An 853-nucleotide genomic window follows, 5' to 3' on the forward strand; every position below is an offset into this window, starting at 1 on the left:
CGGGTCCGGCGGACGGCCGGCCGGTCGCCCTGGTCAGCGGCGGCTCGCGCGGCATCGGCCGGGCCGTCGCGCTGCGGCTGGCGCGGGACGGGTACGACATCTCCTTCTGCTACCGCGGCGACGAACAGGCCGCCGCGAACCTGGAGAAGGAGCTGGACGGCCTCGGTGTCCGGGCGCTGGCGCGGCGGGTCGACGTGGCCGACGCGCCGTCCGTGCGGGACTGGGTGGAGACCACGGAGCGGGATCTCGGGCCGGTGGGGGTCGCCGTCACCTCGGCCGGCATCACCCGGGACAAGCCCCTGCTGTTGATGGCCGACAGCGACTGGCACGAGGTCGTGGACACCAACCTGGACGGCGTCTACCACGTGTGCCGGGCGGTGGTCTTCCCGATGATGAAGCGGCGGGCCGGCAGCATCGTGACCGTCGCCTCCGTCTCCGGCCTGTACGGCAACGCGGGCCAGACCAACTACGCTGCGTCCAAGGCCGGGATCATCGCGTTCTCGCGTTCCCTCGCCAAGGAGGCCGGCCGGCGCGGCATCCGCGTCAACGCGGTGGCGCCCGGCCTGATCGACACGGACATGTCGGCCGGGCTCGACGAGCAGGCCAGGACGCAGGTCGTGGAACGCACCGCGCTCGGCCGGGCGGGCCTGGCGACGGAGGTCGCCGAGGCGGCGGCCTTCCTCGCCTCGGACCGCGCCTCCTACGTCACCGGCGCCGTGCTGCCCGTGGACGGCGGCCTGTGACGAGCACGGCCGCGGGGCTCGTGCCGGCGTTGCGGCCCGGCGCCTGCCAGCTGTGGTGGGCGTCGGTCCGCGACGCCCACCCGGCGCTGCGCGGCCTCCTCGACGCGGCC

General features: G+C 75.4%; 1 protein-coding gene. It reads left to right on the plus strand.

Annotated features, from left to right (window positions below):
* Positions 1–29 precede the first annotated feature (29 nt).
* The gene (gene fabG / locus G3I53_RS27630; RefSeq protein WP_164438895.1) at positions 30–743 is read left to right on the plus strand and encodes a 3-oxoacyl-ACP reductase FabG; all 714 of its coding nucleotides are present in this window, start codon (positions 30–32) and stop codon (positions 741–743) included.
* The last annotated feature ends 110 nt before the right edge of the window (positions 744–853 follow it).

Source organism: Streptomyces sp. SID14436 (assembly GCF_010548465.1).
GTDB lineage: Bacteria > Actinomycetota > Actinomycetes > Streptomycetales > Streptomycetaceae > Streptomyces.